General features: G+C 64.6%; 27 protein-coding genes and 1 tRNA gene. 10 read left to right on the top strand and 18 right to left on the bottom strand.

Annotation, left to right across the window (positions count from 1 at the left end; genetic code table 11):
* The 5 genes from U1702_RS04940 to U1702_RS04920 all read right to left on the bottom strand — a co-directional run bounded on the left by U1702_RS04940 (position 1) and on the right by U1702_RS04920 (position 4530).
* Entirely contained in the window at positions 1-852 is an 852-nt protein-coding gene (locus tag U1702_RS04940) for a GGDEF domain-containing protein (protein ID WP_332722584.1), read from the bottom strand.
* A 78-nt stretch (positions 853-930) separates the two neighbouring features.
* The gene (locus tag U1702_RS04935; RefSeq protein WP_332722582.1) at positions 931-1506 is read right to left on the bottom strand and encodes a GNAT family N-acetyltransferase; all 576 of its coding nucleotides are present in this window, start codon (positions 1504-1506) and stop codon (positions 931-933) included.
* Positions 1496-2419, bottom strand: coding sequence for a DUF808 domain-containing protein (locus tag U1702_RS04930; protein WP_332722580.1), 924 nt, complete (start codon positions 2417-2419; stop codon positions 1496-1498). Before U1702_RS04930 ends, U1702_RS04935 begins: the two co-directional genes overlap by 11 nt.
* 71 nt (positions 2420-2490) lie before the next feature.
* Positions 2491-3756 (bottom strand): ATP-dependent Clp protease ATP-binding subunit ClpX, encoded by a 1266-nt coding sequence (clpX, locus tag U1702_RS04925; RefSeq protein ID WP_332722578.1) that lies wholly within the window; start codon positions 3754-3756, stop codon positions 2491-2493.
* A 123-nt stretch (positions 3757-3879) separates the two neighbouring features.
* Positions 3880-4530 (bottom strand): ATP-dependent Clp protease proteolytic subunit, encoded by a 651-nt coding sequence (locus U1702_RS04920; protein ID WP_332722576.1) that lies wholly within the window; start codon positions 4528-4530, stop codon positions 3880-3882.
* 204 nt (positions 4531-4734) lie between these two features.
* Here U1702_RS04920 and U1702_RS04915 point away from each other — a divergent pair, with 204 nt between their 5' ends.
* A complete protein-coding gene (locus U1702_RS04915; RefSeq protein WP_332722574.1) occupies positions 4735-5271 on the top strand; it encodes a hypothetical protein in 537 nt (178 codons plus the stop codon).
* Here the strand turns inward: U1702_RS04915 and U1702_RS04910 are convergent.
* The 4 genes from U1702_RS04910 to U1702_RS04895 form a co-directional block, all read right to left on the bottom strand.
* Positions 5268-5684 carry a hypothetical protein gene (locus U1702_RS04910; RefSeq protein WP_332722572.1) on the bottom strand — a complete coding sequence of 139 codons (417 nt, stop codon included), beginning with the start codon at positions 5682-5684 and terminating at the stop codon, positions 5268-5270. The two genes, U1702_RS04915 and U1702_RS04910, sit on opposite strands and share 4 nt — an antisense overlap.
* Before the next feature lie 98 nt (positions 5685-5782).
* Positions 5783-6715: a glycosyltransferase family 2 protein gene (locus U1702_RS04905; protein ID WP_332722570.1), complete on the bottom strand. Its 933-nt coding sequence runs from the start codon at positions 6713-6715 to the stop codon at positions 5783-5785.
* A 158-nt stretch (positions 6716-6873) separates the two neighbouring features.
* Complete coding sequence (tig, locus tag U1702_RS04900) at positions 6874-8475, bottom strand: trigger factor (protein WP_332722568.1); 1602 nt, start codon at positions 8473-8475, stop codon at positions 6874-6876.
* Between the two features lie 67 nt (positions 8476-8542).
* Positions 8543-8627, bottom strand: a tRNA-Leu gene (locus U1702_RS04895).
* Positions 8628-8799: 172 nt separating this feature from the next.
* Here U1702_RS04895 and U1702_RS04890 point away from each other — a divergent pair.
* Entirely contained in the window at positions 8800-8979 is a 180-nt protein-coding gene (locus U1702_RS04890) for a hypothetical protein (protein ID WP_332722567.1), read from the top strand.
* 12 nt (positions 8980-8991) lie between these two features.
* Here the strand turns inward: U1702_RS04890 and U1702_RS04885 are convergent, their stop codons facing one another.
* On the bottom strand, positions 8992-9858 hold the full coding sequence (locus U1702_RS04885) for a hypothetical protein (protein ID WP_332722565.1): 867 nt from the start codon (positions 9856-9858) through the stop codon (positions 8992-8994).
* Positions 9855-10490 (bottom strand): hypothetical protein, encoded by a 636-nt coding sequence (locus U1702_RS04880; RefSeq protein WP_332722563.1) that lies wholly within the window; start codon positions 10488-10490, stop codon positions 9855-9857. Before U1702_RS04880 ends, U1702_RS04885 begins: the two co-directional genes overlap by 4 nt.
* A gap of 151 nt (positions 10491-10641) precedes the next feature.
* Between U1702_RS04880 and U1702_RS04875 the strand changes: the two genes are divergently transcribed.
* Together U1702_RS04875 and U1702_RS04870 are read left to right on the top strand one after the other, a co-directional pair.
* A complete protein-coding gene (locus tag U1702_RS04875) occupies positions 10642-10854 on the top strand; it encodes a hypothetical protein (RefSeq protein ID WP_332722561.1) in 213 nt (70 codons plus the stop codon).
* A complete protein-coding gene (locus U1702_RS04870) occupies positions 10851-11027 on the top strand; it encodes a hypothetical protein (protein WP_332722559.1) in 177 nt (58 codons plus the stop codon). Before U1702_RS04875 ends, U1702_RS04870 begins: the two co-directional genes overlap by 4 nt.
* Here U1702_RS04870 and gatB read toward each other — a convergent pair.
* From gatB to U1702_RS04850, 4 genes are all read right to left on the bottom strand, one after another.
* Positions 11024-12478 carry an Asp-tRNA(Asn)/Glu-tRNA(Gln) amidotransferase subunit GatB gene (gatB, locus tag U1702_RS04865; protein WP_332722557.1) on the bottom strand — a complete coding sequence of 485 codons (1455 nt, stop codon included), beginning with the start codon at positions 12476-12478 and terminating at the stop codon, positions 11024-11026. The two genes, U1702_RS04870 and gatB, sit on opposite strands and share 4 nt — an antisense overlap.
* Positions 12479-12684: 206 nt before the next feature.
* Positions 12685-14169 carry an Asp-tRNA(Asn)/Glu-tRNA(Gln) amidotransferase subunit GatA gene (gene gatA / locus U1702_RS04860; RefSeq protein WP_332722555.1) on the bottom strand — a complete coding sequence of 495 codons (1485 nt, stop codon included), beginning with the start codon at positions 14167-14169 and terminating at the stop codon, positions 12685-12687.
* Positions 14169-14456 carry an Asp-tRNA(Asn)/Glu-tRNA(Gln) amidotransferase subunit GatC gene (gene gatC / locus U1702_RS04855; RefSeq protein WP_332722553.1) on the bottom strand — a complete coding sequence of 96 codons (288 nt, stop codon included), beginning with the start codon at positions 14454-14456 and terminating at the stop codon, positions 14169-14171. Before gatC ends, gatA begins: the two co-directional genes overlap by 1 nt.
* Before the next feature lie 42 nt (positions 14457-14498).
* On the bottom strand, positions 14499-16271 hold the full coding sequence (locus tag U1702_RS04850; protein WP_332722551.1) for a DUF4153 domain-containing protein: 1773 nt from the start codon (positions 16269-16271) through the stop codon (positions 14499-14501).
* Between the two features lie 97 nt (positions 16272-16368).
* Here U1702_RS04850 and U1702_RS04845 point away from each other — a divergent pair, with 97 nt between their 5' ends.
* The 6 genes from U1702_RS04845 to U1702_RS04820 all read left to right on the top strand — a co-directional run bounded on the left by U1702_RS04845 (position 16369) and on the right by U1702_RS04820 (position 22633).
* Positions 16369-17490, top strand: a complete 1122-nt coding sequence (locus U1702_RS04845; protein WP_332722550.1) for a DUF3089 domain-containing protein — start codon at positions 16369-16371, stop codon at positions 17488-17490.
* Positions 17487-17951, top strand: a complete 465-nt coding sequence (gene ruvX, locus U1702_RS04840) for a Holliday junction resolvase RuvX (protein WP_332722548.1) — start codon at positions 17487-17489, stop codon at positions 17949-17951. Before U1702_RS04845 ends, ruvX begins: the two co-directional genes overlap by 4 nt.
* A gap of 135 nt (positions 17952-18086) precedes the next feature.
* Positions 18087-19391, top strand: coding sequence for a hypothetical protein (locus U1702_RS04835; protein WP_332722546.1), 1305 nt, complete (start codon positions 18087-18089; stop codon positions 19389-19391).
* Positions 19388-20344 (top strand): trypsin-like serine peptidase, encoded by a 957-nt coding sequence (locus U1702_RS04830; protein ID WP_332722544.1) that lies wholly within the window; start codon positions 19388-19390, stop codon positions 20342-20344. Before U1702_RS04835 ends, U1702_RS04830 begins: the two co-directional genes overlap by 4 nt.
* 79 nt (positions 20345-20423) lie before the next feature.
* Complete coding sequence (locus U1702_RS04825; RefSeq protein WP_332722543.1) at positions 20424-21413, top strand: aspartate carbamoyltransferase catalytic subunit; 990 nt, start codon at positions 20424-20426, stop codon at positions 21411-21413.
* Complete coding sequence (locus U1702_RS04820) at positions 21410-22633, top strand: dihydroorotase (RefSeq protein ID WP_332722541.1); 1224 nt, start codon at positions 21410-21412, stop codon at positions 22631-22633. The genes U1702_RS04825 and U1702_RS04820 overlap by 4 nt, the downstream gene beginning before the upstream one ends.
* Before the next feature lie 71 nt (positions 22634-22704).
* Here U1702_RS04820 and U1702_RS04815 read toward each other — a convergent pair whose 3' ends face one another.
* The 3 genes from U1702_RS04815 to U1702_RS04805 are packed head-to-tail and all read right to left on the bottom strand — an operon-like array spanning position 22705 to position 25309.
* Positions 22705-24051: an SPOR domain-containing protein gene (locus U1702_RS04815; RefSeq protein ID WP_332722539.1), complete on the bottom strand. Its 1347-nt coding sequence runs from the start codon at positions 24049-24051 to the stop codon at positions 22705-22707.
* Between the two features lie 17 nt (positions 24052-24068).
* On the bottom strand, positions 24069-24596 hold the full coding sequence (locus tag U1702_RS04810; RefSeq protein WP_332722538.1) for a hypothetical protein: 528 nt from the start codon (positions 24594-24596) through the stop codon (positions 24069-24071).
* On the bottom strand, positions 24596-25309 hold the full coding sequence (locus U1702_RS04805) for an AAA family ATPase (RefSeq protein ID WP_332722536.1): 714 nt from the start codon (positions 25307-25309) through the stop codon (positions 24596-24598). The genes U1702_RS04810 and U1702_RS04805 overlap by 1 nt, the downstream gene beginning before the upstream one ends.
* Between the last annotated feature and the right edge of the window lie 68 nt (positions 25310-25377).

The raw sequence follows: 25377 nt of genomic DNA, 5'->3' as shown, positions 1-25377 counted from the left end.
TTACCCCACCCGCTCATGCGCGGCGCCGACGCGGACCTGGTCGCGGCCGCCGCGTTTGGCGGCGTATAGAGCGGCGTCGGCGCGGGTCATGGCTTGCTCGACGCTGTCGTCGACGAGATCGACCACGCCGCCGGAGAAGGACACCGGCGTCTCGTCCGGCCCCTCGACCGCGCCGGCGGCGAGGCGGCGGGACATGCGGTGGAGGATCGTGGCGGCCTCATGCTCGCCAGCACCCGGGAACAGCACGGCAAACTCCTCCCCGCCCCAGCGCCCGACAATGTCATCGCGGCGCACGCAGCGGCGCAGGAAGGTGGCGAAATCGCGCAGCACCTCGTCGCCCGCAGCATGACCGTGCAGGTCATTGATCTGCTTGAAGCGGTCGAGATCGAGTATTGCGAGCGCACCGCCGCCGACCGCGCTGGTCTGGGTCAGGAAACCGCGGCGATTCCACAGATCGGTCAGCGGATCGCGGTGCGCCACGCTGTCGAGCGTGGCGACACGGGCGCGCGTTGCCTCCGCTGCGCGATCGACGCCCGCGATCAGTGCGCCGAGCATATCGCCGCTCTGCACGGCCTTCAGCGCCGCCATCTGATCGCGTTCCAGCGTTGCCACTGCGGCTGTTGCCGCGCGGACAGGGGCGAGCAGACCGTCGATCGCCAGCAGGGTAAAGACTGTTCCGACCAGCGTCGCGCCGAGCAGCACGGCCAGCCCCGGCCAGTCGATCGCGCCCGTCGTGAATTGCCACGCGGCAAAGGTCAGCAGCGGCAAATGCGTGCCGATGAAGCAGACAGTGAACATGCGCATCCGCAAACTGTTCGGAAACAGGAACGTCGTCGCCCGGTAGAATCGCAAGAAAACCTCCACCCCGCCGACCCGCTTCGGCCGATTTGAAGTGGCGCAGTCAGGTAAAGCGGAGGAAAACCGGCATGGTTAATGCTGTGGACGAATCATCGACCAGAAGCGCGGCCCGCCGCCCGGAACGCTCCATTCGTCGGTGACGCGAAAACCTAGGCCGAGATAGAATGGGAGGTTTCGCTCCTTGGCGGTCTCCAGATAGACCGGCAGACCGCCGGTGCGATCGAGTCCGGCCTGAACCACGGCGCGGCCGAGGCCCCTGCCCTGCGCCGCCGGATCGCACCCGGCGATGTGGAGATACCAGAACGGCTCACGCGGGAAATGCGCCTCGATCGCCTCGCCCACGCGCTTGCCGCGCAGCAGCCCCGTCCCGAGCAGCCGCCACGCGTGCCACAGGCCGAGATTGTCGCCCGCCGCAGCGCCGGGGGCGCGCCACAAGGTCGCGGCTTGGCAGCCGACTGTGGTCAGGCGCATGCCGGGCGGGCCATCGCCAGTGAAGAAGATGTCGAAAAGCGCGGGCAGTCGGCGCGCGCGGACGGCGGGATCCGGGATCATCCAGGCGAAGACCGGATCGTAGTCGAACGCACGCGTGAGCATTGCGGCGATGGCGGCGCGATCGCCATCAACGGCGTCGCGGACCTCAGTGGGCATCGCTCTTGCCGTGCAGGAACTTGCCGACGACGAGGGCAATCAGGCCGCCCAGCGCGAAGCCGATCACGCCGGATGCCAGCGCGGTCACGAACCAGCCGACGATCCCGCTCCCGACAGCCTCGGCGGCGTGGTGGATCACTTCTTCCGGCCAGTGCCAGCCAAGCTGCGCCGCGCCGTGGACGAGGATGCCGCCGCCGACCCAGATCATCGCCGCCGTGCCGATCACCGACAGCGCCTGCATCACCACCGGCATGCCCTTGACCAGCCCGCGCCCGATAGCTTGCGCCAGTTTCGACGCGCGCTGGGCCAGATGCAGGCCGATATCGTCCATCTTCACGATAAAGCCGACGACGCCATAGACGAGGATGGTGATGCCGATGCCGACGACCGCCAGGACGATTCCGCGTTCCCACAACGGCTTGGCCGCGACATCGGCGAGCGCGATCGCCATGATTTCGGCGGAAAGGATCAGGTCGGTGCGGATTGCGCCGGCGACCTTGCTTGCCTCCAGATGCGCAGGGTCGGCGATGACTTCCTCGACCGCATCATGCGCGCCGCCCCCAAATGCCTCGATCGCCTTTTCCGCGCCCTCGAAACACAGATAGGCGCCGCCGACCATCAGGATCGGCGTGATCGCCCAGGGTGCGAGCCAGCTGAGCAGCAGCGCGGCGGGCAGCAGGATGAGCAGCTTGTTCTTGAGCGATCCCTTGGCGATCTTCCAGATGATCGGGAGTTCGCGCTGCGGCGAGAGGCCGGTGACATAGCGTGGGGTGACGGCGGCATCGTCGACGACGACGCCCATCGCCTTGCTGCCCGCCTTACCTGCGGCCGCGCCGACATCGTCGAGCGAGGCGGCTGCAAGTTTGGTGATCGCGGCGACATCGTCGAGCAGCGCGGCAAGGCCAGAGGGCATCTCGGTTCCTTTACAGGGAAACGGGCGCCGGTTGCCCGACGCCCGTCCATCATCTCATCCCACGGCGGCCGTCAGGCCGCGTCGCCGGTCTTCTTCTTTTCGGCATAGACGCGGATCGGTTCCTTCGACCCGAGCACCACGTCCTTGTCGATCATCACTTCGTCCACGCCGTCCATACCGGGCAAGTCGAACATCGTGTCGAGCAAGATGCCTTCGAGGATCGAGCGGAGGCCGCGCGCGCCGGTCTTGCGTTCGATCGCCTTTTTGGAGACCGACACCAGCGCGTCGTCGGTGAAGCTGAGCTTCACGCTCTCCATTTCGAACAGCTTTTGATACTGTTTCACCAGCGCGTTCTTGGGCTGGGTCAGGATCTTGATGAGCGCTTCGACGTCGAGGTCTTCCAGCGTGGCGACCACGGGCAGACGACCGACGAATTCGGGGATCAGGCCGAATTTGAGCAGATCCTCGGGTTCGGTCTGCCGCAGCGTCTCACCGGTGCGGCGTTCCTCCGGCGAAGCGACATAGGCACCGAAGCCGATCGACTTGCCCTGCAAACGATCGCCGATGATCTTTTCGAGACCCGAGAACGCGCCACCGCAGATGAACAGGATGTTGGTCGTGTCGACCTGCAGGAATTCCTGCTGCGGATGCTTGCGGCCGCCCTGTGGGGGCACCGATGCGGTGGTGCCTTCCATCAGCTTGAGCAACGCCTGCTGAACGCCCTCACCCGACACGTCGCGCGTGATCGAGGGGTTTTCGGCCTTGCGGCTGATCTTGTCGATTTCGTCGATGTAGACGATGCCGCGCTGGGCGCGCTCGACATTATAGTCGGACGCCTGGAGCAGCTTCAGGATGATGTTCTCGACGTCTTCGCCAACGTAACCGGCCTCGGTCAGCGTGGTCGCGTCGGCCATGGTGAACGGCACGTCGAGGATGCGGGCGAGCGTCTGGGCGAGCAACGTCTTGCCGCAGCCGGTTGGGCCGACGAGCAGGATGTTCGACTTGGACAGTTCGACATCGGCGCCCTTGGCCCCGTGATTCAGCCGCTTGTAATGGTTGTGGACCGCGACCGACAGAACCCGCTTCGCGCGATACTGACCGATGACATAATCGTCGAGAACGTCACAGATTTCCTGTGGCGTGGGCACGCCGCCATCCTTCTTCGAGACGAGCGCCGATTTGGTCTCCTCCCGAATGATGTCGTTGCACAGTTCGACGCACTCATCGCAGATGAACACGGTCGGTCCGGCGATCAGCTTGCGCACTTCGTGCTGCGATTTGCCGCAGAACGAACAGTATAGCGTGCTCTTCGAATCGCCGCCGCTAAGCTTCGTCATTCAGTCATCCTTTGCGTGCCAGGCTGGTTACGCAGCCCGGCATCCTACACCCGGGATACGCCCCGGCAATCCAAAAACGCCTATTATCAGGCCAAGCTTGACGCCACCTTAAGCGCCATGATCTCAAACGGGTGCGGCGTCGCCTTCGGTGGGCTGCGGGCGCTTTTCATACACTTCGTCGATCAGGCCGAAATTCTTGGCTTCGTCCGCTTCGAGAAAGGTGTCGCGGTCCATCGCGGCTTCGATCCGCTCCAGCGGCTGACCGGTGTACTTCACGTACAGCGCGTTCATGCGGTCCTTGATCCGCTGAATTTCCTTGGCCTGGATCTGGATGTCCGACGCCATGCCCTGTGCCCCGCCCGAGGGCTGGTGGATCATGATGCGCGCATTGGTCAGCGCAACCCGCAGGCCCGGCTCACCGGCGGCGAGCAGGAAGCTGCCCATCGACGCGGCCTGACCGATGCAGACGGTGCCGACGCGCGGGCGGATATACTGCATGGTGTCGTGGATCGCCATGCCGGCGGTCACCACGCCACCCGGCGAGTTGATGTACATCCAGATGTCCTTTTTCGGGTTCTCCGATTCAAGGAACAGCAGCTGCGCCGTGATGACCGAGGCCATGTGGTCCTCGACTCCGCCGGTCACGAAGATGATGCGTTCGCGCAGCAAGCGCGAATAGATGTCAAAGCTGCGCTCACCGCGGCTGGACTGTTCGATCACGATGGGAACCAGCCCGCCGGTGACGGGGTCGCGCGTAAAGCCGTCTGGGGTCATATGACCGGAAAGGGGGTGCATGTAGCGGAATCTCGTCTATCTGTTTTTGCCCGGATGCTACATCGGCGCTCGCCAGCCCGGGCGCAAGGGGGGAAGGCGGTGAACGGACATGCTTGACGGGCGTGGCGGAACGTCATGGTTGACAACCAAATCTGAACGGTTGCGTTATAAAAGCGTCGTGGAATGAAACGACAGGGGGCGCCGATGCGCCGGAGAACGGGGATCATTGTCGGCTTTGCCGCACTCTATGCAGTGGTGGCTGCGCTGTGCCTGGGGCCGCTCTTCGCCACTGGTGGCCTGAGCGACCGAACCTTTGGCATCGCGATGGTGACCGGCATCGCGCTGATCCCGATCACGGCGATCATCCTCAACATGATCCTGCAACTGAAATTGCGCGTCCGTCGCTCGCGCCCCGCCGCGGCGAAGAGCGAACCGCAGGTGTCGCCCAACCGCGAGCGGTTCGAGTTCGCCTTTGCCGCGTGGAACGGGATCGATTCGGCGCAGGCGGTGACGCGGCTGTCGGCGCGGCTGACCGCACTGGGCATGGCGCACGATTATGACGGCGAGATCACGGTGCAGGACGGCGACGTCCGCTGGCAGGTATGGCCGGTCGCGGGTGTATTGCGCATCGCGGGCTGGGTCGAGGCCGCGGATGCGGACACCCGTGCGATGATCCGCGCCGCGATCGAGGAGTTCCTGATCGACGAACTGGGGATCAGGCTGGAAGATCTGGCCGCCTAATCCGGCTTTGCGTCCATCGCCGTATCATAGGCGTCGCGCGCCAGTCCGATAATACGGCCATCGACGGGATACCCGTCTTGTGCCCAATCCGACAGATCGCCGCCCAGCGTGTTCGACGCGGTGCCATGAACGCTCGATGCAATACCGATCAATGCGCGAGCCGCTCCGGCGAGATCGCCATTGTTCGCGGCGCGATAGGCGCGCGTGGCCCGGTCGAAATTCTCCGCCGTCCATTTGACGCCACCCACCACGACCAGCGCGGTTGCGGCACCAGCCAGTGTATTCGCCACGCCGACGGCTTTGACGGTTTGGACGGTGGCGGCTGCAACCTTTGCGGCTGCCCCCTTCGCCATCATGTACTTGCCCAGGACGAACGCACCCTTGATAGCGAACGGAATGAGTGGAAGCGGCATTGCGTGTCCTCCTGTGATGTCGGCGTTATTCGCCCGCACAGGAACGCTAACCAAACGGGTCAGACGTGAAAACTGACGAAATCGGTCGCAAGAAGAGGCTAACGAAGTGGTCCCGGCTGGGCGAGATAGGCGAGGCGGCGCATTTCACGACGACCGCGCACGACGGTGTCGAGGATCAGGCCCGCGAACAGGCTGAGCGCCGACAGGATCACCAAGCCGGTCGAGAGGATCGCGGTCGGGAAGCGCGGCACGCGGCTGGTGTCGAGATAGGTCAGCACCAGCGGCACCGCGAGGATCACGGCGACCGCCGCCAGCAACGCCGCCAGCCAGCCGAAGAACAGCATCGGCTTTTCGATGCGATAGAGCGTCACGATCGTGCGCGCGATTCGGAAGCCGTCACGATAGGTCGACAGTTTCGACGCCGACCCCTCGGGCCGAGCGAGATAGCGGGTTTCGATTTCCCCCACCGGCATCTTCAGTTCCAGCGCGTGGACGCTGATCTCGGTCTCGATCTCGAACCCCGAAGACAGCACCGGAAAGCTCTTCACGAAGCGGCGTGAAAAGACGCGGTAGCCCGAAAAGATGTCGGTGAAACTGCGCCCGAACAGGCGTGCGAGCAGGCTGGTCATCGCGCGGTTGCCAAGGACGTGGCCACGGCGATAGGCGTCTGCTGCCTCATGAATGCGCGTGCCCACGACCATGTCGAGGCCCTCGTCCAGCATCTTGTCGATCATCGCGGGCGCCGCGGTCGCGTCATAGGTCGCGTCGCCATCGGCCATGACATAGAGGTCGGCATCGACATCGGCGAACATGCGGCGGACCACGTTGCCCTTGCCCTGCATGCGTTCTGTGCGGACGGTCGCGCCAGCGGCTTTTGCTACCGCCAACGTGCGGTCGCTGCTGTTGTTGTCGTAGACGTAGATTTCTGCCGTCGGCAGCGCGGCGCGGAAGGCAGCGACCGTCTGCGCGATCGCAGCTTCCTCGTTATAGCAGGGCAGGATGACTGCGATGCGAGCCGCTTGCGTTGCCATTCATCCCCCAGACCTTCTCCCGGTGGGAAAAGGAAGCAAAGCTTAGCGCCTGTGGCGCTTAGCGTAGCTTGGATGAGGGCTTGAGGTTTCGCAACCCGCCTGCCCTCACCCTTCCGCCGCTTCGCGGCTCCCTCCCTCTCCCGCCGGGAGAGGGACAGTTAGTCGGCCTGCTTCTTGGCCGGGGCCTTCTTCTTCGGGGCGGCCTCGGCCTCGGCGTCGTCAGCCTGGGCAGCCGCCTTCTTCGCCGGTGCCTTTTTCGGCGCAGCTTCCTCGGCAGGCGCTTCTTCGGCCTTGGCCTTGGCCTTCTTGGCGGGCTTCACTTCCTCAGCAGCTGCTTCAGGCTCGGCCTTCTTCGCCTTCGCCTTCTTGGCAGGCTTCTCGTCGCCATGGTCATGGCCACAACCGGGGCCGTGAACATGCGGGACCGCGCCTTCTTCGCTCTCGATCGCGGCTTCCAGTTCCTCGCGCGTCACTTCGCGGTCGGTGATTTCGGCCTTCTCGAACAGGAAGTCGACGACCTTGTCCTCATAGAGCGGCGCGCGCAGCTGGGCTGCCGCCATCGGCTCCTGCTGAATGTACTGGAAGAAGCGCTGCTGGTCTTCCGGGCGATATTGCTGAGCGGCCTGCGCGATCAGGCGGTTCATTTCCGCCTGAGTCACGTCGACGCCGTTGGCCTGACCGATTTCCGACAGCAACAGGCCAAGGCGCACGCGACGCTCGGCGATAGCACGGTAATCGTCTTTCTCGCTCTCCAACTCGGCCTTCGCCGCTTCCGGATCTTCCTCATGGCCCGCTTCATGCTCGAGCTGAGCCCAGATCTGCTGGAACTCGGCCTCGACCATCGATGGCGGGACCGGGAAGTCGTGGCCGGCGGCGAGCTGGTCGAGCAGCTTGCGCTTCATATAGGTGCGCGTGAGGCCACCGGTCTCGTTTTCGATCTGGCCCTTCAGGATGCCGCGCAGCTGTTCGAGGCTTTCGAGGCCGAGCGTCTTGGCGAAGTCGTCGTCGATCTTGCTCTCGCCGGCGGTTTTCACCGAAATGATCTTGAGGTCGAACGTGGCAGGCTTTCCAGCCAGCGTGTCGACGCCATAATCCTCTGGGAAATTGACGTTGATCTGCTTCTCGTCGCCAGCCTTCACGCCGACGATCTGATCCTCGAAGCCCGGGATGAGACGACCGGAGCCGATTTCGACCGCCATCGCTTCGCCGGTGCCGCCCTCGAACGGCACGTCGTCAACCTTGCCGACAAAGTCCATCACGACCTGGTCGCCCTGCTTCGCCTTATAGGTCGGCTTCGCGTCTTCCCACGCCTTTTGCTGGCCGGCGATCTGCGTCAGCTGCTCGTCGATCGCGCTCTCATCGGTCGCAACCGTCAGGCGCTCCAGCTTCAGACCCTCGATCGAAGGGGCTGGCACATCCGGCAGGACTTCCAGCTCGACCTTGACTTCGGCGCCCTCACCGGCGGCAAACTCGCCCTCCAGGCTGACCGATGGCTGCATCGCGGGACGCAGGCGGTTGTCGGCGATGATCTTCTGCACGCCTTCCTGAATCGTCGTGTTCAGCGCGTCCTGAGTCAGCGCCTCGCCGTGCATCTTGCGCACGAGGTTGGCGGGCACCTTGCCGGGGCGGAAGCCGGGCATACGAATGGTCGGCGCGACCTTCTTCACCTCGGCATCGACGCGGGCATCGATATCCTTGGCGGTGATCTTCAGGGTGTAGGCGCGCTTAAGGCCTTCGTTCAACGTCTCGACAGTCTGCATTTCAATCAGGCTTCCTGCTTTTGGAAGTGGAATATCGTCGCGGCATCGCCATCACGCAGGGCGGGATTGGTGCGGGCGAAGGGACTCGAACCCCCACATCTTTCGATACTGGTACCTAAAACCAGCGCGTCTACCAATTCCGCCACGCCCGCATTCTGGGACATCACAGGTCGGGCGCGTCTATAGCAAGGCGTGGGCCGGGGGCAAGCCGCGATGCGACATGCGTGTGACAGATGGCTTCGGTCAGACGGCTTCGGTCATTCGCCGGCGTTCGTGAACCCGCAGCGTTCCGGCGCGTTGGGCAAGGCAAAGGAGATGCATGCCATGCCCGTCGAACCCCCAATCGCCCCGACCACCCCCCAGCCCGAAGCCCCGCCGACGCCGGAACAACCGGGTCAGCCCGGACCGATCTCACCCGAGGTCGACCCGCCGGGGCCGGATATCGATGTGCCGTCGCCGCTGCCAGCCGGCGATCCGCCATCGACGATCCAGCCGGTGGGGTGAGGGACCGAGCGCTCAGTTACCCGTGGTCAGATCGACGATCCGGTCACGGTCGTAGCGCATGACGCCCGCGACCGGTGGGAGCCGGTCGATCGTCATACCGAAATAATTGGGCAGTTTGCCTACCGGTTTCAGAAGGGCCGGACGGATCGTTGCGCTGCCAAGGCGCGGATCGGGCGCAGGTCCGGCCACGGCGGGCTGGAAATCGAATGCCATTTCGATCGGCTTGGCGTTGTCGCCACTCTCTCGCTTGGCAACCTCGCGCGATGCGAAACGGCCGAGATCGGTAATTTCGCCAGCCTTTGCCTCGAACTTCACGCTGCCCATGCAGAAACAACTACCGAACGCACCGCCGTTTGGAATGACGCTCATCATGCCATAGATGCGGTAGCTGCCGGGCGTGATCTCCTGCAAATAGGTCGAAGTCTTGTCGCCGTCCTTACCCTTGGCGAAGCGGTTAAACGGACCAACCGATACGCCGGTCAACAGGCCGAACGGCGTGAATTCGAAATTCGCCTCGGTCGGCTCAACCGGCTTTTCGGGCAGCGGCGGCCTTTGCGCGCTCTTCGACATCTTGTCGTTCGCCGCCTTGGCCTTGTCGTAAGCCGCCTGCTTCTTCATATATTTCTCACGCGCTTCGGCGAACGCTTCGGCCTTCAGCTCGTCATATTTCACCTGATCCTCGGCGCTGGGTACGCGCATCAGATGCAGCGGGATCGCGCCGTCCGAGCGGACCAATACATAGGCCTTGGCCGGGTCGAGCGCGACCACAGGCTTGTCCTTGACCGCCGAGGTCTCAACGAACACGACCTTGTCCTTCTTGGCGAAAGCTGGCGTGGCGCACAGGGCCAGCGTGGCGGTTGCTATAAGCAGCGTCCTCACAGGCCCAGCTCCTTTCCTTCAGGCTTTGCCGACGAGGCGACCAGCGCCTGACGCTTCAGATAATCGAAGCGCCGTTTCTCTTCCATGCCGGACAGCCCCTCCTCGAAATGGAAGTCCTCCCACAGATCCTTCTTCAGGCCGTAACGCTGATAACCTTTGAAGTTCATGCACTGACGCATGTTCACACGGCGCAGGCGCCGCTTCTCCGCCGATCCGAAGATCGCGGCGATCATCACATTGGCGATCACCCCGCCCGCCGCACCCGCAAGGGTCCCGGCATAAGGATAGGGGGTCTGCGTATAGGCAACACCGCTCGACAAACCGCGCGCGTAACCGTCGCACTCGACGATATCGAGATAGGCCGAGGCGTAATCGACGCCGGTACGGTGGAAGTAGTAATATTTGTCGAAATCCTTCTCCTCCACCGCTGTCACGGCAAAGGCGAGCTTCGGCATTTCGAGCTTGGCGGCGTCCTCGTTCGACACCTCGACCTTGCCGAAGGGCGACCCATCTTCGAGATAGACTGGCGCAGCGGCTACAGCCTGGTCCTGCGCGGACGCGATGGCTGGCAGCGTCAGCGACGCAATGACAGCCAGCGAGCACGCTCGGCGCGCCCAACCCAGACGTAGCATGAAATCCCCCTCCAAATTCAGTGACTTCCCGCGCGAATCGCTAGAGAGGTCGGCCCCGTCGGCAAAATTATCGCGCGGCGCGGACGGCGCAAGTGAGATTTGCCGGAGCAATGGTCAGCGCCGCTCGTTGATGGGGCGAAGGAGATAATCGATGCCCGACCGTGACCCCCATCCCGACAGCCTGCCGCAGGACAATCACGACACCCACATCGACGTCGAGCAGGCGACGAGCGGCACCAATCGCGACATCACCAATGTCGAGGAACCCGAGAGCGGCATCACCTCCGAAACGCCCGATGGCGTCGATGGCGCGGTCGGCGGGACCGGTGGGGTGACGAAGAATCAGGACGATACGGCACAATGACCCACACCCCCACTCAGCCCAACAAGCCCGGCGGCGATATCGACAGCGATGGTGAGCCGCGCGATGCAGACGATCGCCGCGCCGTGAAAAATCAGGGCAGCGTCACGCCGGACGATTATCCGCCGGGGTCGAACGGAAAGCCGGAGACCCCACCGAAGAACGCTCGACCCTAGCCGTCGAGCGCTTTCTTCAGCAGGTCGTTGACGACGGCGGGGTTGGCCTTGCCCGCCATCGCCTTCATCGTCTGGCCAACGAAGAAGCCGAATAATTTGTCCTTGCCGCCGCGATAGTCAGCGACCTTGTCCGCGTTGGCGGCGAGAATCTTGGCGATTTCGGCCTCGATCGCGCCGGTGTCGCTGGTCTGTTTCAGGCCGCGTTCGTCGACGATCTTGGCCGGTGCGTCGCCGGTTTCGAGCATGATCTCGAACACTTGCTTGGCGAGGGTGTTCGATAGCGTGCCATCACCGACCAGCGAGAGCAGTTCGGCGGCCTGCGTGGGGCCGACCGGGCTGTTCTCGATATCCTTCCCCAGCCGGTTCAGCGCGCCGAACAGCTCCGACGTGACCCAGTTGGCGGCGGGAACGGCGTTGACGCCCGCCTCCAGCAACGTGTCGAAATAGCGCGCCGCCTCGACCTCCGCCGTCAGGACGGCGGCGTTATAAGGGGTGACACCCTGTGCTTCGTACCGTGCGCGCTTGGCGTCTGGCAGTTCCGGCAGCGATGCGCGGCATTCGTCGAGAAACGCGTCGTCCAGTTCCAGCGGGAGCAGATCGGGGTCCGGGAAATAGCGATAGTCGTGCGCGTCTTCCTTCGAGCGCATCGACCGCGTCTCGCCCTTATCGGGATCGAACAGGCGCGTTTCCTGAACAATGCGGCCGCCATTTTCGAGGACATCGACCTGGCGCTTCGCCTCGATCTCCACCGTCTGCATGACGAAGCGGACCGAATTGACGTTCTTGGTTTCGGTGCGCGTGCCGAGTTCGTCGCCGGGCTTGCGCACGCTGACATTGACGTCGGCGCGCATCGAACCCTGATCCATATTGCCGTCGCACGAGCCGACATAGCGAAGAATGGATCGCAGCTTTGCGAGGTAAGCCCCTGCTTCGGCGGGCGAACGCATGTCCGGGCGGCTGACGATTTCCATCAGCGCGACGCCGGAGCGGTTGAGATCGACATAGGACTGGGTCGGATGCTGATCGTGCATCAGCTTGCCGGCATCCTGCTCGATATGGATGCGTTCGACGCCGATGGTTTTCGTTTCACCCTCGATTTCGATATCGACTGCGCCCTCCCCCACGATCGGGTGATAGAGCTGGCTGATCTGATAGCCCTGCGGCAGATCGGCGTAAAAGTAGTTCTTGCGGTCGAAGCGCGACCATTTGTTGATCTTAGCCTCGATCGCCATGCCGGTGCGTACGGCCTGACGGACGCATTCGCGGTTCGGCACGGGGAGCATACCGGGCATGGCGGCGTCGACGAGGCTGACCTGCGTGTTCGGTTCCGCGCCGAACGTCGTGGGTGAGCCGGAGAAGAGCTTGGCGTTGGACGTGACCTGGGCGTGGACTTCCAGGCCGATCACGACCTCCCAATCGCCGGTTTCGCCTTTGATGCGGTATTCGTTCATTTAATCGTCCTGCACTTCTGACGCTCGATTGGCAGGCGATCCATCCGGATTTCGCAGGCCCTCGGCAATTTCCTGCTGAACCTTGGCGGAAAGTTCGCCGCCAAGTTCAAACTCTCCGACGCAACCCCAGCAATCGCCTCCGCAATCAACAGAAAGCGGGTCGGACGGAGTATCTAGCTGCCGCCTGCATATGCTGCAGTTCCTTGTTACCACCACTGATCCGGCCTCGCCGTGAACCCCGCTCGCTCCTCAATCGCCAGCGAAGCATTGAGCACGCCCTGCTCGTCCAGCGGCTTGCCGATGATCTGGAGGCCGAGCGGGAGGCCGCCTGCGTCCAGTCCGCCGGGGACGGACATTGCGGGGATGCCTGCCAGCGAAGACGGAACGGTAAACACGTCGTTGAGATACATCGCCAGCGGGTCGGCGCTCTTCTCGCCCAGCGCGAACGCGGCGCTCGGTGCGGTCGGCGTCAGCAGCAGGTCGCACTGGAGCCAGGCGCGCTCGAAATCGCGGGCGATGAGGGTGCGGACCTTTTGCGCCTGGGTGTAATAGGCGTCGTAGAAGCCCGCCGACAGCACATAGGTGCCGATCAGGATGCGGCGCTGGACTTCGGGGCCGAACCCGGCGGCGCGAGTGGCGGCGTACATGTCCTGGAGGCCTGCGCCAGCGGGCAATTCGCGGTTGCCGAAGCGGACGCCGTCATAGCGGGCGAGGTTCGACGACGCCTCGGCGGGGGCGATGATGTAATAGGCGGGCAGCGCGTATTTGGTGTGGGGGAGCGAGACTTCGACGATCTCCGCGCCCGCATCCTTCAGCCAGTCGATGCCCTGCTGCCACAGCGCCTCGATCTCGCTCGGCATGCCGTCGACGCGATATTCCTTCGGAATGCCGATTTTCTTGCCGCGCAGGTCGCCGGAGAGATTTTCTTCCCAGCGTGGCACGTCGAGGTTGAGCGAGGTCGCGTCCTTGGCGTCGAAACCGCTCATCGCCTCCAGCATGATCGCGCAGTCGCGCACGTCGCGGGCCATCGACCCGGCCTGATCGAGGCTGGACGCGAAGGCGACGACGCCCCAGCGCGAGCAGCGGCCATAGGTCGGCTTGATACCCGAAATGCCGGTAAAGGCGGCAGGCTGGCGGATCGAACCGCCGGTGTCGGTGCCGGTCGCGGCGGGCACGAGCCGCGCGCTGATCGCGGCCGAAGAACCGCCGGACGAGCCGCCGGGGGCGAGTGCCTCGTTGCCGCCGTCCTTGCGCCGCCACGGCGAAATCACATTGCCGAAATAACTGGTTTCGTTCGACGACCCCATGGCGAACTGGTCGAGGTTAAGCTTGCCGAGCATCCCCGCACCCGCGTCCCATAATTTCTGGGAGACGGTGGACTCATAGGTCGGCTTGAACCCCTCCAGCATATGGCTGGCGGCGGTGGTCTGCACGCCCTTGGTGCAGAACAAATCCTTCATGCCGATCGGCACACCCGCGAGCGGCTTGAGCTTCTCACCCGAGGCGCGCGCGCTGTCGGCTTCGCGCGCGGCGGCGATTGCGTGGTCGGGTGTCTCGACGATGAAGGCGTTGAGCTGCTTGGCCTGGCTGACCTTGACGATGAAGGCGTCTGCGACTTCGCGCGCGGAGAATTCACCGAGGCGGATGCCGTCGCGCAGCGCCGCGACGCCGAGGTTGGTGACGTCGCTCATTATTCGATCACCTTCGGCACAGCGAAGAAGCCGTGTTCTGCAACGGGCGCATTGGCGAGCACCGCGTCGCGCTGGTCCGGCTCGGTCACGACATCGTCGCGCAGGCGCAGCTTGTTGGGGATGACGGCAGTCATCGGCTCGACCGAGGAGGTATCGACCTCGCCCAGCTGCTCGATCCAGCCGAGGATGTTGTTGAGTTCGGGCGCAAGGCGTTCGGCATCGGCATCGGTGATGGCGATGCGCGCGAGGCCGGCGACCTTTTTGACGGTGGCGGTATCTACGGACATGCAGGCGCGACTAACAGTCGCGCCTTTGCCCTTCAAGCGTGGTTATTCGAAGGGTTGGCCGACAGGGACGCCGCCGACGAAAACCTGACGGCGCTCGACCGGGCGGATTTCGACATTGCCGTCGGTCAGCCCCGCTGCGCTGTTCGCCCGTTCGGCTGGCGTTATGTCGGGCTGCCTGACCCGCTCTGCGGCAAGCCATTTGCCGTCGGTCAGCACGTAGCGGTCGGGCTCATTTCCGTAGCAGCCCGGTGTTGCCATTGTCGTGACGACCGGGCCGGATGACGTTGGCGTAGGCGCGGGCTTGGGTGGCGCGAAGCACGCGTTGGTCAGCAATATCGCGGTCTTGCCCGCGTCCAGAAATGCGAGCGTGCAGGGTTCACGACGGCATTGATAACCGGCGGCAACCAACTCACGCAGGTCGACGGGCAATGGGGTTCCGGCTGGCAGGATGCGCAGGGTCTTGTCGAGCTTCTCGGCCTGAACGGCGTTGCTGCCGTCCGAGACGTCGTAGGAGGATTTGGCGGTCGTAGCGGCAAGCGCCTTGGCGCGGATCGCGGGGTTGGAGGCGGTTTTCAGCCGTTCCAGCGCCTTGCGACCCGGCTCGCCGAAGTGGAAGGCCAGCGCGCGCCAGTCGAATTTGTCTGGGCTGAGTTTGCCCGATTCGAGGCGGGCGACCTGATCGCGGGTCGAAATTGCGTTGAAGCTGAGGATCGGCGTGGCGAGCAGCAACGCGACACCGCAGGTAATGAAAGCGAGGTTGAGGTTGGCGGGGCGCACCCGCTCGGCCCAGCCCGCCTGACCGCGCACGACGCTGACCAGATAGGCAGTGGCGTAGGCGGTAGCGAGGATGACAAAGGTGAGCGCCCAAAGCCGCTCCGGCGTGAAGCCGTACTGGTTGATGCGCAGCGCGGTCGCGATCTGGGCGATGACTGTGAGCGGCAGCATAACGACCGCGAGCACCATCGCGGCCCAGCGCAGGACGCGGTTGCGCTTCGGATCGTCGCCGCCATTGCCGATCACGGCGTTGACCAGCAGCAGCGCGCCGGCCGCACAGCTCAGCAGGATTGGGGTCGTCGCCTTGGTCGCGTCCCATAAGGGCTGAAGCCCGGTGAACGGGAGCGCAAGCAGGAACAGCGCGAGTCCGATGGCGAGCACCGGGGCGAGGACGCCGAGCACCAGCATGGCGACATTCTGAAGCAACCGGACGATGCGGACATGCTCACGCAGCAACGCGACGCCAAGACCGAAGGCGAGGCCGACCAGCGGGCGCCAGACCCAGTCCTTTTGCAGCATTCTGCCCAGGAACTCGATGCCGATCAGGTCGAATAGCGCGGCGAGGAGCCATGACAGCAGCATCACGATTCCGACAAATGCCCAGCTGAGGCACCAGATGACCACGTTGGTCCACGCAAAGTCATGGACGGCGGCATAGTTCAGCGGACGAAAGCCCCCTTCCCGTCCGGCTTGGAACAGCGGCGCGGCGATGCCGATGGCGAGCGCGAGGCTGAACAGTCGCCAACCCTCGGTCGCGCTCCAGCCCGACGTTGCGCCGTTGAAATACAGGATCAGCGCAGCGATGATGCCGCATCCGCCCGCGACCAAAGCCGATCGCAAAAGATCGCCGCGCGTGGCGATGAACGCGAACAGGATCGCAGAGACTGTGACGAGGCTGAGCAGCGCGACCCGAATCGCGCTGAGGGCGGGCTGATAGCCACTGCCGAGAATCGCGTGCGCGGCAACGCCGGTGGCAAGGCCGAGTGCGGCGAGTATGACCGGCAATAGCGGCCAGCGGTCCGCATTCTGTTCGTCGGTCATTGTCACCCTCCCCCGCGCGCTTGCTTGCCCCTTACATGGTTGCATCCTGCGCGACCATCGCGCAACGCAGCGCCGGTCCGCACGATGGAGAAGCCGGTTGGCGCGCAAATTCCTGTATGTGATTGCTTTCTTGATCGCACTCGCGATTGCGGCGGCGTTCGCCTATCGCATCTGGGGGATCGAGTTGATCCGCCGGACGATGGTGCCGAGTGCTGCGTTCGAGCCACAAGCGGCACTGCCGGGCGAGCGTTATGCCAGTGCGACTATGTGGCTGGCGCGGCCCGACAAGCCGGGCAATCCGGCGCTGTGGGTGCCCGAAGGATTTGCGGTGGCGGAGAAGCCGGTCGCCGCCGTCTTCTTCATCCACCCCACTTCCTACCTCGAACGCGCACGCTGGAATGCGCCGCTGGACGACAAGGTCGCCAATGACCGTGCCGCTTTGTTTCTGCGCGGGCAGGCGAGCGCGTTTAACGGCGTGGGGTCGATCTGGGCACCGCGTTACCGACAGGCGGCGTTCGGCGCGTTCCTGACGACACAGGATGAAGCAAAGAAGGCATTCGACCTGGCTTACGGCGATGTCGGCGCGGCGTTCGACCAGTTTCTGAAGGAGGCGGGCGACCGACCGATCATCCTGGCCGGACATAGTCAGGGCGCACTGCACCTGAGTCGGCTGTTGCACGATCGCGTGGCGGGGAAGCCGTTGGCGAAGCGGATCGTCGCGGCATACGTGGTCGGCTGGCCGATCTCCAAGACCGCCGATCTGCCGTTGCTGGGCCTGCCCGAATGTGCGACCGCCGATCAGGCCGGGTGCATCCTGTCGTGGCAGAGCTTTGCCGAGCCCGCCGATCCGGCACTGATCCTCGACACATTCGACGCGACAAAGGGTTTCAACGGCACCCCACGTGCGAACACGCCGATGGTGTGTACCAACCCGATTACAGGAAAGCCCGGGGCGGCAGCAGTCGGGGTCGGTGTGAATGCCGGTAGCCTGGTCCCGTCCGCCGATTTCGCGACGGCCACTCTGACAAAGACCGAGATCCCTGCGCGGTGCGAGGGACGCGGAATATTGCTGATCGGCAACCCGCCCGCCGAACTGGGGAGCAGTTATGTTCTCCCCGGCAACAATTACCATGTGTTCGACTATTCGCTGTTCTGGGCCAATGTCCGAGCCGATGCGGAGCGGCGTCTGGCGGCGTTCGCCCCCGCTCGTTCGAAATGATTACCGAGGATCGCGCGCTGTTCCGCGATGCGCTGCCGAGCGGCGGGCGGCTGTTGGGGCTTGATGTCGGCACCAAGACGATTGGTACGGCGTTGTGCGATTCGGGCTGGTCGTTCGCCAGCCCCGCCGAGCTTGTCCGCCGTACCAAGTTCACCGCGGACAAGGGCCTGCTGGCCGCGCTGATCGCCGCGCAGCAGGTGAAGGGGCTGGTTATCGGCCTGCCCCTCAACCTCGACGGGACCGATTCGCCGCGTACCCAATCGACCCGCGCCTTCGCACGCAATGTCGCCGATCTGGGCCTGCCGATCTTCATGTGGGACGAACGCTGGTCGACTCAGGCGGTCGAGCGGCAGATGATCGCCGAAGACTTGTCGCGCGCCAAACGGGCGGAGCGGGTGGACAAGCTGGCGGCAAGCTACATCCTGCAAGGGGCGATCGACGCGCTGGCGACGGCCGGATAGACACGCGAAACCGTACCTATCCGCTTTGGTTACAGTCACAGTTGTCCTTTGCGAGCGCGCATGGCAGTATTCGCGCTTCGCCGGGTTTGCGTCTTCCTGATCTTTTGGTTTTGGCGACCATGTGGGGGACCTGCGATGCTTCCAGCATTCAAGAATGCACTGGTCATGTCTGTGGTGTTGCTTAACGTTGCTTGCGGGGCGGCGCTGACCAGCACCGATGTGAGAAGCAGTTCGGCAACGTCACGGCAAGCGCTGACCGGGCAGGCCTATTACCTGCCGCGCGGGCTGATCGAGGTGCGGCTTGTCGCCTCAGCAGCGAACGGACTGCAGGTCGAACTGAGCGAGCCCGTGTTCGTGGCGGACACCGGCGCGGAGATGATCGAGAGCGCGCAGTTCGTTACCCAAGGCTGCGTTTCCAGCAAGCAATGGGGTCCCTATGTTCTCACGCACAAGATTTCGGGGTTTCACGAGGATACGATGAAGGTCGAGCAGACCAACTCGCTGCTTACCTCAATCGATTCCGATACCAAGGAAAAGACCACCGAGGCACTGGGGAACCTGGCCAAGTCCGCCGCCGCGCTGCGGCCGGAGAGCGGCGCAAAGGATACCACCGACGCGGTGCTGTTGCGCATCTGGGTCGATCCCGCCGATTGTCCGCAAATGGCGGCCGCCAATGATTTGCTGAAGACCACCGTCCGGACCAGGGGAATCGAGCAACTTCGTCAGTATCAGGCCGATGCGGCGAAGGATTCGTTCATCAAGAAGCTTGACTTAAACCGGCAGCTTCAGCCCTTTACGATCGGGTTGCGCGGCTATCGGCCGTTCACCTGGCCAAGCGGGGTGCGCGCGCGCGCCACCGATTGCCGCAGGGGCATTTGCACGCGCCAGCCGACACCGGCATTCCTGGAGATCGTCGCCGGGGGCGCGCGTCTGCAAAGCGCGGTAATCCAGTTGACGAACGGTGCCGATCCGGTGGTGATCCCGGTGTCGCGCTCCGGGCTGGCCGATGTCTCGACCAAGGTGACGCTGGTCAGCGGCGTCGCCACCAAGACCGAAGTGACCCGCAAATCTGAGGCGGCGGCGCTGTTTCTGCTGCCTGCGACATTGGTCGGTGCCTATCTCGACCAGTCCACCAGCTTTCTGACCAAGCGCAAGTCGCGGATCGATCAGATCATTGCGCTGGAGAAAGCGCGCGCCGATCTGGCGGACAAGGCGAAGGTCAAGGCAGAAGCCGGATTGAAGGGCGCTGACGCGTTGCTAAGCGTGGGCTATCCGGGGCTGTCCCGGATCAAGCAAGGTATTGGCGGGGACGCGACAGAGGTGACCGTCAATCCCGGCCAGCCAGCCGGAAAGGCCACGGTTCAGCCATCGCCTGCCGACAAGGCGCGCGAGAGCGAAGGCAGCGACGGCGATGCCGCCGGTAATGAGACAGCGAAATGACGCGTAACGTGGCAAAGCCAAAATCCGCAAAGGGATCGAAACACGGCGACGCGACGCGCGTTACGCTCGGCCCGCCGGCGATTCTCGGCGCGGCGCTCGCCGCGCCGCCGTTGATCGAAGGCCTGCCGCCCACGCCGCGCTTCAGTGCGCCGTTCATGACGGAAACCAATGGCGGCAGTTCGCTGGAGAATGTACCCGGATTCGACGCCTATGTCGCACGCAGCAACGGACTGTTTGCAACAAAGACCAATTCGCGTCCGCGCGACCCCGACGACCGAACCTGGGTGGCGCAATCGATCATCGGTGAGGACGATCGCGTGCCCGTCTCCGACACCACCGCCCTGCCCTGGCGTTGCATCGCGCATCTCGACATCACCTACAGCTCGGGAAAGCGTGCGACCGGCACCGCCTGGTTCCTGGGGCGCAGGGCGCTGGGTACCGCCGGACACAATATCTTTCACAAGGATTATGGCAAAGCGAGCCGGATCCTCGTGACGCCGGGCTATGACGGCTATTCGGCGCCGTTCAAAAGCTATCATGTGGCGGACGCGCATTGCCCGGTGGAATGGCTCGCCGGGCATGGCGGGCTCGAACATGACTATGGCGTGCTTCTGCTCGACACCGACGAGCCGGGAAGCAAGCTCGGCTGGTTCGGCTATGCCAGCTACAGCGAGCCGCAACTGGCGGGGCTTCAGGTGAATGTCAGCGGCTATGGCATCGACCGGACCCCGGCGACGCAATATTATAACGGCGGTCGGCTGACCGACGTGACCGACGATTTCCTGATCTATCCGTTCGATACCGAAGGCGGGATGAGCGGCGCCCCGATCTTTGCCCTGTTCAGCGACAATCGCCGGGTCGCGGTGGGCGTGCATACCTATGGCGGCACCAGCGAGAACCGCGCGCGACGGATTGACGATACCGTGTTCGACTTCTTCCGGCTTCATGGCTGAGGTGGCCGGGCACAAACACCCGGTCACTTGTCGCCTTGCGCTTGCACCGTCGATCCCGGCCCGCTAACCGACCCCTTTAATGCAACCTTCAGATCACCGCCCCGGCGCCCAGATAAATGGGCGCGCCGTGTTCCCGCACGCGCACCTGACCGGCATTGCCGGACTTCAGCCGCACGAGATATTGTTCCTGCTCGACGAGGCGGAACAATGGATCGAAGCGAACCGCAGCCGCGCCAAGAGCGACCATCGGCTGGACGGGGTGACGCAGATCAATGCGTTTTTCGAGAACTCTACCCGCACGCTGCTGTCATTCGAGATCGCCGGAAAGCGGCTGGGCGCGGATGTCGTCAACATGCACGCGGCGCAGTCGAGCGTGAAGAAGGGCGAGACGCTGATCGACACGGCGATGACGCTGAACGCGATGCGCGCCGACGTGATCGTGATTCGACACATGTCGTCGGGCGCGGTTCAGTTGATCGCGGACAAGGTCGATTGCCCGGTTTTGAACGCGGGCGACGGCAGCCACGAGCATCCGACTCAGGCGCTGCTGGATGCGCTGACGATCCGGCGACGGCGCGGGAGCATCGCGCACCAGCGAGTCGTGATTTGTGGCGATATCCTGCACAGCCGGGTGGCGCGGTCGAACATCCTGGCGCTGACCGCACTGGCGGCGGAGGTTCGTGTGGTCGCGCCATCGACCCTGATGCCCGCCGCGATCGAGGCGATGGGGGTGACACCCTTCACCGATTTCGACGCGGCGCTTGAAGGCGCGGACGTCGTGATGATGCTGCGGCTGCAAAATGAGCGGATGTCGGGCGCGTTTATTCCGTCCACGCGCGAATATCATTTGAACTATGGTTTGACACCCGAGCGGCTGGCGCGGGCCAAGCCCGATGCGCTGGTGATGCATCCCGGCCCGATGAACCGGGGTGTCGAGATCACGTCGAGCGTCGCCGATATGCCGGGCCGATCCGCTATCACCGAACAGGTCGAGATGGGTGTGGCGGTGCGGATGGCTTGCCTGGACGTGCTGACCCGCCATGCGCGTGGCGTGGAGGGCTGGGCATGAGTGGTATCGCATTCCTGAACGCCACGCTGATTTGCCCTGAGGGCGGCATGACGATGGGCAATCTGCTGGTCGATGGCGATGTCATCGCGAAGACCGGCAAGTTTGAGTTGCTGGTCGGCACGCGCCAGATCGACTGCACGGGCAAGTTGCTCGCTCCTGCCCTCACCGATCTGGGTGCGTTCGCGGTGGACAAGGCGGCGTGCCGTGCGGGCGGAATTGTTCGCGTGGGGTTGATGCCCGATCAGTCGCCAGTGCTGGACGACCCCGGCATCGTCCAGCGTGCCGCCGACATGGGCAAGCCTGAATTGTGGGTCCACCCGATCGCCGCTGCAACGCGGCGTCTTGAAGGCAAGGATCTCGCCGAGTTCGCCATCAATGCGGAGGCGGGTGCGCGCGCCGTCGCCACCGGGCGCGGCTGGATCGCCAATTCGGGGGTGATGCGCCGCGTGCTGGCCTATGCGCGCGATTGCGGGCTGACGGTGATCGCACATGCCGAGGATGCGGGCCTTGCGGGCGCTGCGGTGGCGACCGAGGGTGAGACGGCGACGCGGCTAGGCCTGCCCGCGGCACCCGCGATTGCCGAGGCGATGGCGATTGCGCGCGACCTGATGCTGGCCGAGGAAACCGGCGCGGCGATCCATTTCCGGCAGGTCACGACGGCGGCAGGGTTCGACCTGATCCGTGCGGCCAAGGCGCGCGGCGTGCAGGTGACGTGCGGGATCACCCCGGCGCATCTGTTGCTGTCGGATATCGCCGTGACCGATTTCCGCACCTTTGCGCGCCTCTCCCCGCCCCTGCGTGACGAAGCGGATCGCCAGGCGGCGCAGGAGGCGCTCAGCGACGGGACGATCGATATCCTGTGTTCGGGGCACGACCCGCGCGGGCCGGAGGAAAAGCGCCTGCCCTTCGCCGATGCGACGCCCGGCATGGCGGGCGCGCAGACCTTGCTGGCGCTGGGTCTGGGGCTGGTGCGTGACGAGCGGCTGACGCTGGACCGTCTGTTCGCGCTGCTGGCACATAATCCGGCAAAACTGCTGGGGATCAAGTCGGGCACGCTGGCCGCGGGGACGCCTGCCGATCTGGTGCTGATCGACGCGGATGCGCCGTGGCAGATCAGTTCGGATACGTTGGCGGGCAAGGCCGGCAACACCCCGTTCGACGGCCTGCCGGTTCAGGGCAAAGCAGTACGACTGTTCAAGGGCGGCGCGGAGATCGCCTAGACAAAGTTCGGCCCCGGTCCGTTTGCGCGAACCGGGGCCTGGGAGAGCTCTGAATTACTTAGCGCCCTGATTTAGCGCGAGGCGAGCTGTGCGCCCTTGCCCCAGCTGGCGACCTTGTCACCCGCGCCGGTGCGCACGAAGCAAGTGCCGCCGGTGGCGCGAACCTGACCGCACAGCGTGTTCGCGCTGGCACGGTCGAAGCCGCCAACCGACAGGCGATGGAAGGTACCGGCACGCGTCGAGACGCTGGCGCTGGACGGCGTCATACCCTGCAAAGCCGGGATGCGCTTGACCGAACGGCCCCATGCATCGCGCGCGATGCCGCTGCTGTCATAGGCGCCGAGCTGGACGAACCAGCTGCCTTTTGCCGGCTTGACTGAGGCAAGATCGATCTGCACCGCCTTGCGCGCGCCGACTTCGACCGGGGTTGCTTTGACGAACGCAGCTGGCTTGACCACTGCGGCAGGAATCGCCTGAATGACTTCCTGACGCGGGGCGAAGACGATTTGCCGGCCGCCGGGCGCGGTAATCGCGGGCGCGGCGACTTCGCCGGTCATGGCGACATCGGCGGCCGGAGGTGCTGCTGCCGCAGCGGCGGAATCGCTGCCGGGCATATAGGCATCGACCGGATCGCCGACCTGCTGTGCCGCGACCGCCGTCGTCATCGACTGGGCGAGCGCGAGCCGTTCGGGCTGGCCATTGTCCGCCACCGGCGTCACGCCGAGCAGGGCGGAAACCTGGTCATAAGCGTTCTGGGGCCGCGAGAAGCTGGCCCATTGCATGATGCGCCCGTCGAGCTGATCGGGCGACAGATCGATGCCGGCAACGGCGCGTGCCTGCTGCCACTGGCCGCCCAGCGCGAAGCTGAGCGCGAGGTTCTGGCGTGTCTTGGCATCGGCACCGGGCTTGCGCGCGGCATCGCTGAGCAGCGCCACGGCGGTGGCGGGATCGCCGGCCAGCGCAAAGGCGAGGCCACGGTCGCTAACCGGAATGGTCGCCGCATGCGTTTCGAGCGTCTGGCGCGCGGTCGCCCACTCGCCGACCGCGATCTGTGCAAGCGCGAGGTTGAGCGCGGTGCGGCCATTCGCCGGATCGAGCGACAGCGCTTCGTTCAGCGCCTGCGCGGCGGAGACGAAGCGGCCCGCGAACAGATAGGTCTCACCCAACAGCGTGCGGTATGCGCCGTTCTTGGGATCGAAGGTCACCGCTGCCTCGGCATGCGTCACGGCGAGCTGGGCCTTGCCGCCCTTCAGCGCCTTGCGCGCCGCCTGGGCTTCCTTCGACGCCTTTTTTGCGTCCTGGGTGATGACGGTCTTGCTGGCGACGGCAAGGCCGCCGATCAGCGCCGGACCGCCGATTATGGGTGCGCCCAGCACGAGTGCCGATGCGGTGATGGTGAAGATGCGACGTGCGTTCATGGCTCAAATCCCCCTGATTAACGAGCCTTGCCCGACGGACACTGGCTCGCCAGCGCCCCGACTTCGGGAAGCGTTTCAAGAAATGCGTCGAGTGCCTCGGTCACGAGAAGCTGGGCCGAACGGCCCGAAAGCGCGGAGGCGAGGCGCAGTTTTAGATGACGATCGGTGTCGAGCCGCAGCGTGAACGCCGCCTTGCCCTTTTTCACCGATACTTCGCGCCCGATGCGGGCAGCGGTGGCGGTGGAGACAGGCCGCGATTCCGCGACCGGCGTTTCGACCACAGGCTCGGGTGCCAGCACCGGTTGCGGCGGCGGCGTGAATTCTTCAGCCAGCGCCAGACGCTGCGCGAGCACTGGCGGTACCGCTTCGGTGACGGGCGCGGGCTCGAAAGCATCGACGCCCATGTCATTCCAGCCGAGATCGTCGAGCGACGTGCCGGGGTTTAGACCGACGAACCCCTGCGGGCGCATCGCGGGGCGCGCCTGACCCTTGCGGGCGAGCAGGCCCGAGGACAGCGACGCGGTGGGCTTGGCGGCGCCGAACATCAGCTCACCACCCGGCGGCCGAAGCCACCCTGTGCGCGTCCGGCAAACGCGACATGCGTCGCGGCGGGCGGCGTGAACACGGTGCGGCGGAAGTTCTTTTCGAGTCGGTCGTTGATGTACGACCACAGAGCGACGACTTCGCCGGCGGAGCGGCAGTTCGGATCGATCTCCATCACCGTGCGCCCGTCGATCATCGACGATGCGAAATCGGTGCGCTGATGGATCGTCACCGGGGCGACGGTGCCATGCTGCGACAGCGCGACGGCGGCTTCGCTGGTGATCTTGGCCTTGGGCGTCGCCGCGTTGACCACGAACAGCAATGGCTTGCCCGCGCGGTCGCACAGATCGACGGTAGCACCGACCGCGCGCAGATCGTGCGGCGACGGACGTGTCGGAATGACGATGAGTTCGGCGACCTGGATCACGCTCTGGATCGCCATGGTAATGGCGGGGGGCGTGTCGATCACGGCGAGGCGGAAGCCCTGTTGCCGAAGCACTTCGAGATCGGCGGCCAGCCGCGCGACCGTGGTCTGGGCGAAGGCGGGAAATTCCGTCTGCCGCTCATTCCACCAGTCCGACAAGGACCCCTGCGGATCGATATCGATCAGCACGACCGGGCCATGACCCGCACGCTGCGCCTGCACCGCAAGATGCCCGCTCAGCGTGGTCTTTCCCGAACCACCTTTTTGTGATGCCATCGCTAGTACGCGCATCGACCCCTCTTAAATACCCGGTAACCCGAGCATCGGGATGACAGCCGGACCCTAAGAAGCGGTTAATG

It is taken from the genome of Sphingomonas sp. LT1P40, from assembly GCF_036663835.1.
Classification (GTDB): Bacteria; Pseudomonadota; Alphaproteobacteria; order Sphingomonadales; family Sphingomonadaceae; genus Sphingomonas.
This window is presented reverse-complemented; position numbering and strand designations above follow the sequence as displayed.